Origin of the sequence: Clostridium sp. AUH-JLR23 (assembly GCF_964238065.1) — a bacterium.
In the GTDB taxonomy this organism is placed as follows: domain Bacteria; phylum Bacillota_I; class Bacilli_A; order Erysipelotrichales; family Coprobacillaceae; genus Allocoprobacillus; species Allocoprobacillus merdigallinarum.
Map to the genome: position 1 here is coordinate 1 of NZ_CAXSKY010000003.1, position 5,151 is coordinate 5,151.

The 5,151-nt window shown below is 30.6% G+C and carries 6 protein-coding genes and 1 pseudogene; all 7 read left to right on the forward strand.

Going from position 1 to position 5,151, the window contains the following annotated elements:
• The first annotated feature begins 55 nt into the window (after positions 1–55).
• On the forward strand, positions 56–721 hold the full coding sequence (locus tag ACESR5_RS01975; RefSeq protein WP_373153967.1) for a DJ-1 family glyoxalase III: 666 nt from the start codon (positions 56–58) through the stop codon (positions 719–721).
• Between the two features lies 1 nt (position 722).
• A complete protein-coding gene (locus ACESR5_RS01980) occupies positions 723–1,277 on the forward strand; it encodes a DJ-1 family glyoxalase III (RefSeq protein WP_373153968.1) in 555 nt (184 codons plus the stop codon).
• 16 nt (positions 1,278–1,293) lie between these two features.
• Entirely contained in the window at positions 1,294–2,064 is a 771-nt protein-coding gene (locus ACESR5_RS01985) for a MurR/RpiR family transcriptional regulator (protein WP_373153969.1), read from the forward strand.
• Between the two features lie 75 nt (positions 2,065–2,139).
• A complete protein-coding gene (locus ACESR5_RS01990) occupies positions 2,140–2,790 on the forward strand; it encodes a YoaK family protein (protein WP_373153970.1) in 651 nt (216 codons plus the stop codon).
• 2 nt (positions 2,791–2,792) lie between these two features.
• Complete coding sequence (locus ACESR5_RS01995) at positions 2,793–3,035, forward strand: SDR family oxidoreductase (protein ID WP_373153971.1); 243 nt, start codon at positions 2,793–2,795, stop codon at positions 3,033–3,035.
• 148 nt (positions 3,036–3,183) lie between these two features.
• A complete protein-coding gene (locus ACESR5_RS02000) occupies positions 3,184–3,777 on the forward strand; it encodes a recombinase family protein (RefSeq protein ID WP_373153972.1) in 594 nt (197 codons plus the stop codon).
• Positions 3,778–3,938: 161 nt separating this feature from the next.
• Positions 3,939–5,151: pseudogene (locus ACESR5_RS02005) on the forward strand (hypothetical protein); the annotation flags it as partial.

Genomic DNA, 5,151 nt, shown 5'->3' on the forward strand with positions numbered 1-5,151 from the left:
CTAAGATGATTATACAATACAAAAAAGCGATAATCATCAAAGATGATTAATCGCCATGGACAAAATTTATTTTGTCCTTTTTTTATTTCCAGCTTTAGGAAATCAATTGGATATAAAAGAAAAGAAGGTTATTGTATGGTTAGAAAGGAAGTTGATATATATGAAAAAAGCAGCAGTTATCGTTGCGCCAGGATTTGAAGAAGGAGAAACATTAACGATTGTTGATATTTTACGTAGAGCTCAAATCCATTGTGATATGGTCGGTTTTGAAAAAGTTGTGAAAGGTGGTCATGATATAGAAGTTCAATGTGATCAAGTCTTAAATGAAGATATCATTGACTATGATATGGTTGTTTTACCAGGAGGTTATGGTGGTGCAGATGCAATGCGTAGTTGCAATCAAGTGATAGATATTTTGCATCAAATGAACAATCAGGGAAAATATATCTGTGCCATGTGTGCAGCGCCTATTGTGTTAGAAAAAGCTGGATTATTAAAAGATAAAAAATATACAGCATATATGGGATATGATCAAAAAATTCATCAAGGAACATATTTAGAGGATAAAGTTGTGATTGATGGAAATCTAGTGACAAGTCGTGGTCCCGCTACAGCATATGCATTTGCATATAAGTTAGTGGAGTTGTTAGGTGGGGATGCTTTGGCTGTCAAAAAACGTATGGTTTATTTCAATGCATTTGATGTCAAGGAGGATGAATAATATGAAACGTGTTGCAGTATTGATGGCACAAGGTTATGAAGAAGGAGAAACATTAACCATTGTAGATTTATTGAGAAGAGCCAATATAGAATGTCATACATTTGGATTTGGAGAAGAATTTGTTGATGGGATGCATCATATAAAAGTCAAAGCTGATAAAGTTTTTAATGATGAAATTAAAGATTATGATGTTCTGGTATTACCAGGAGGTAGACCTGGTGGAGAGAATTTAAGAAAAAATGATGAAGTGATTCAGATGGTACAATATTTTAATCAACAAAATAAAATGATTGCGACGATGTGTTCAGGGACAATTGTTTTATCTGATGCGCAGGTTATTAATGGAAAAAAGGTGACTGGATATACAGGGTATCAAGAAAAATTACATGGAGGTATTTTTGTAGATCGTGTTGTTGTCTATGACCAAAATATTATCACAAGTCAAGGACCAGCAACGCCATATCCATTTGCTTTTCAAATCATTGAAGCATTAGGAAAAGATACTACTGAAATGAAAGAAAGATTGATGTATAATTTTGCTGGAGGGAAATCATAGAAAGAGAGTGATAAGGATGATTTATGGAAAGTTACCTGTTGTTTTTTTAAGCACTATCGCAACAGAAAAGAAAGATTCAACCAATAGTCAAATAGCAACTTATATTTTAGAACACATTGACCAGATGCAAGATGTCAGTATTAGAGAATTGGCTCAGGATTGTCATGTTGCGATGAGTTCCATTTCTCGTTTTTGTAAAGAAATTGGATTGAAAGATTTTGCTGAACTTAAAGAATTATTAGCGGATCCTGACTTTTATTTTGAAGAACAGTCACAATCTTCTTCAATGCAAAAACGAATAGATGATTATGGACAAAAAGTTTGTGAAAGTATTCAAATGGTACAATCAACATTGCATCAACAACAACTTATTCATCTTTGTCAGGATTTATATCATTATCAAAAAGTCGGTATATTTGGTTTATTAAAAGCACAAACAGCGGCTATGAATTTACAGACAGATTTATTAATGTTAGGAAAACAAGTAGATTCTTATGTTTCTTATTTTCAACAGATGGAACATATTTTAAGTGCAGATGAAAATGATTTGATTATTGTTTTTTCTTATACCGGTTCTTATTTTGATTATGAAAATTTAAGAGCTCTCCAAAAGAAATTAGAAGCTCCTAAAATTTGGATGATTACAAGTGCTCAACAGGAATATCCTTATTTTGTAGATGAAGTTTTAACTTTCCAATCTTTACAAGATCAAGGCAGTCACCCTTATCAGTTACAGTTTATTGCCAGTCTTATTGCTCAAGAATATTTTAGAAGATACAAGTCTTAGGCTTGTATTTTTTATTTTTGGAAATTGATATGTTTTTTATTTGAGATGAATTATAGTGACAAGGAGGTGAAGAAAATGGAAAAAAATTATCAGATGTCTGAATCATTTTTATTAGCGTCTTTATTAGCGATTGTGGGAGGATTTTTAGATGCATACAGTTATGTTTGTAGAGATCATGTTTTCGCAAATGCACAAACTGGAAATATCGTCAAGTTAGGTATGTCAATAGCTCAAGGTGACTCTTTTCAAACGGTTAAATATCTTATACCTATTCTCGCATTTTTCTTAGGTGTCTTTATAACCATGTTTTTGCGATATCAATGTATGTATCAAAAATGGCATTGGCGACAAATTATTTTAATGATTGAAATGATGATTTTGGTTATAGTCAGTTTTATTCCTATTGGACCATACAATAGTATTGTCCATATATTGATTTCTTTTTTATGTGCAATGCAGGCAGAATGTTTTAAAAAGGTTTTAGGAAGTTCTTTTTCTTCAACAATGTGTACTGGAAATTTAAGAAGTGGAGTTGAAAATCTATATCGTGGTATTTTTCAAAATGATAAACAGGCCATTCAAAAATGTTTTTGTTATATAGCTATCATCTGTTTCTTTATATTAGGTGTTATTGTTGGTGTATGGTTGACTCTTTTATTTCATGAAAATGCAACTTTATTTTGTCTTATTCCTGTTATGATTTCCTTAGTATCAATGTTTGAATAAGATTGTTTTTATTATTATGTTATAGCGTATCTCCAGGTTTTCTAGAAAAAGGGATGAGCAATGTGAAAAACTTTATTAAATTAAATGATCCAAGAGTGTTTGAAAACTCAATGAACAATACACCTATACATCGTGTAGGCAAACCTACGGAATTAATTGGTGCGGTCTTATATTTATTATCTGATGCTTCAACTTATACAACGGGCATTGATATAATGATTGATGGCGGATATCATGTCTGGTAATCGAACAAACTTTTAGGATGAAAATCTTAAAAGTTTTTTTTGTTTGAAAGTCAAAATCTATATATCGTTTGTATGATTATGTCAAAAATGAATTCTTATCTTTTTTTGTATACTATTATTTGACTCATAAGAAAAGGAGGAATAAAAAATGAACTATGGGTATATAAGAGTATCATCAAAAGATCAATGCGAAGATAGACAATGGCTGGCATTAAAACAATTTGATATACCAAGAAAAAATATTTATGTAGATAAGGTGAGTGGAAAGAATTTTGATCGACCACAGTATAATCGTTTAGTGAAGAAATTAAGGAAAGGAGATGTTTTGATTGTTTTATCTATTGATAGACTAGGAAGAAATTATGATGAAATACAAAATCAATGGAGAGTCATCACAAAAGTGAAACAAGTCGATATTGTTGTTTTAGATATGCCTTTATTGGATACAAGAAAGAAAGGAGATCAAGATTTAACAGGGACATTTATTGCGGATATGGTATTGCAGATATTGGCATATGTCGCACAAATAGAGCGTGAGAATATTAAGCAAAGACAAAAGGAAGGTATTCATGCTGCAAAAAGTAGAGGTGTTATTTTTGGTAGACCTAGAAAAGATGTTCCACAAAATTTCAAAGAGATTAAAAATCAATGGCTTCAAAATCAAATTACATCTCGACAGGCGGCTAAAGCATTAGGAATTGCGCAAAGTACGTTTTTAAGATGGGTACAGGAAATTGTATAATGTTTTATTATTTAAATTTGAAAATGTAGACTATTTGATTCTATTAATTTTCTTTAAAAATCTTACGTTATATACCATTTTTAGTACTTTTTTAAGCACAATTTTATTATAAAACATTTGAACAAAAAAGTCTGCTTTATAGTTCGCAAAAAGGGGGGGATATGTATATTCTGAATAAAAATCTTACAGATAAAAGAGGGAAAGGAAGGATAAATAAAATGAAGAAAAAATTATTTAGTATTCTCATATCTTTAATGTTTGTTTTTTCAGCAGTATTTCAGAGTTATTTGCCAATTTATTCTGTGCATGCTGAAGATGAAAATGTAGAAATAAACGAAGTTAATTTTCCAGATGATATTTTTAGAAATTATATCTTAGAAACAATAGATACAGATAAAAATGGTTCTTTGTCTGTACCTGAAATCGAAAATGCAAAATCTATTCGAATAGACGATGAGTCATTAACTGATTTAACAGGAATAGAATATTTTGTTTTTTTAGAAAGCTTAGATTGCAGCGTAACTAAAGTGTTAAATGATGATTTTACTATAAATGTAACTCATAATACTCGATTAAAAGAGTTGAATGTTTCGGGAAGAAAAATAGGTAACATTGATGTGAGTCATAATCTTGAGTTAGAATCATTTGCATGTCGTGGATGCGGTCTATCTACATTAAATGTTTCAAAGAATACAAAATTAACTGGTTTGGATATAAGCAATAATAGGAGAATCAGCTCATTAGATGTCAGTCATAATAATCTTTTAGCTCATTTATCTATACCTTTTACAATGATAGAGAGTATAAATTTAGAAAATCTAAAAGAACTAGAAAGGTTGGATGTATATGACACAAATATAAAAGGTTTAGATGTAAGTCAGTCTGAAAAATTATGGTATTTGAATTTTTCACCATCTATGAATATTGCATGGTTGAATGTAGGAAATAATAATGATTTACGAATAAATTGGTTAACGAGTCCATCGAATTTTACTATTTCTGGTTGTGGGGCAAGTTTTAAGATTCAAGATGAATTCCCAGGAATAGATGTAAGTAAAGTTAAGATTATAAGTGGAGGAAATATAGATAATAATACAGGTGTTGTATATGGTTATAAAGTAGGATCAAGTACTATTATATATGAATATGATTGTGGAATAGTCAATGATAGTCCAAAAAAGCATGAAGTCAAATTGTCAGTTAGATCTAGTACCTCAAATAAAGGAGAAAGTACAGTCATATTCAAAGACAAGCTTGATAAAGTCTATGATGGAAAGGCAGTAGAAACGCCAAAGAATCTTACTATTGTTGGAAGTCAAGCAGAACCAACATACAAATGGTATCAAAAAGATGGAGAAGGTTGGAAAGAACTTG

Coding starts and splice junctions, on each gene's coding strand:
- ACESR5_RS02000 (WP_373153972.1), top strand. CDS start 3,184: ATGAACTATGGGTATATAAGAGTATCATCAAAAGATCAATGCGAAGAT.
- ACESR5_RS01975 (WP_373153967.1), top strand. CDS start 56: ATGGACAAAATTTATTTTGTCCTTTTTTTATTTCCAGCTTTAGGAAAT.
- ACESR5_RS01980 (WP_373153968.1), top strand. CDS start 723: ATGAAACGTGTTGCAGTATTGATGGCACAAGGTTATGAAGAAGGAGAA.
- ACESR5_RS01985 (WP_373153969.1), top strand. CDS start 1,294: ATGATTTATGGAAAGTTACCTGTTGTTTTTTTAAGCACTATCGCAACA.
- ACESR5_RS01990 (WP_373153970.1), top strand. CDS start 2,140: ATGGAAAAAAATTATCAGATGTCTGAATCATTTTTATTAGCGTCTTTA.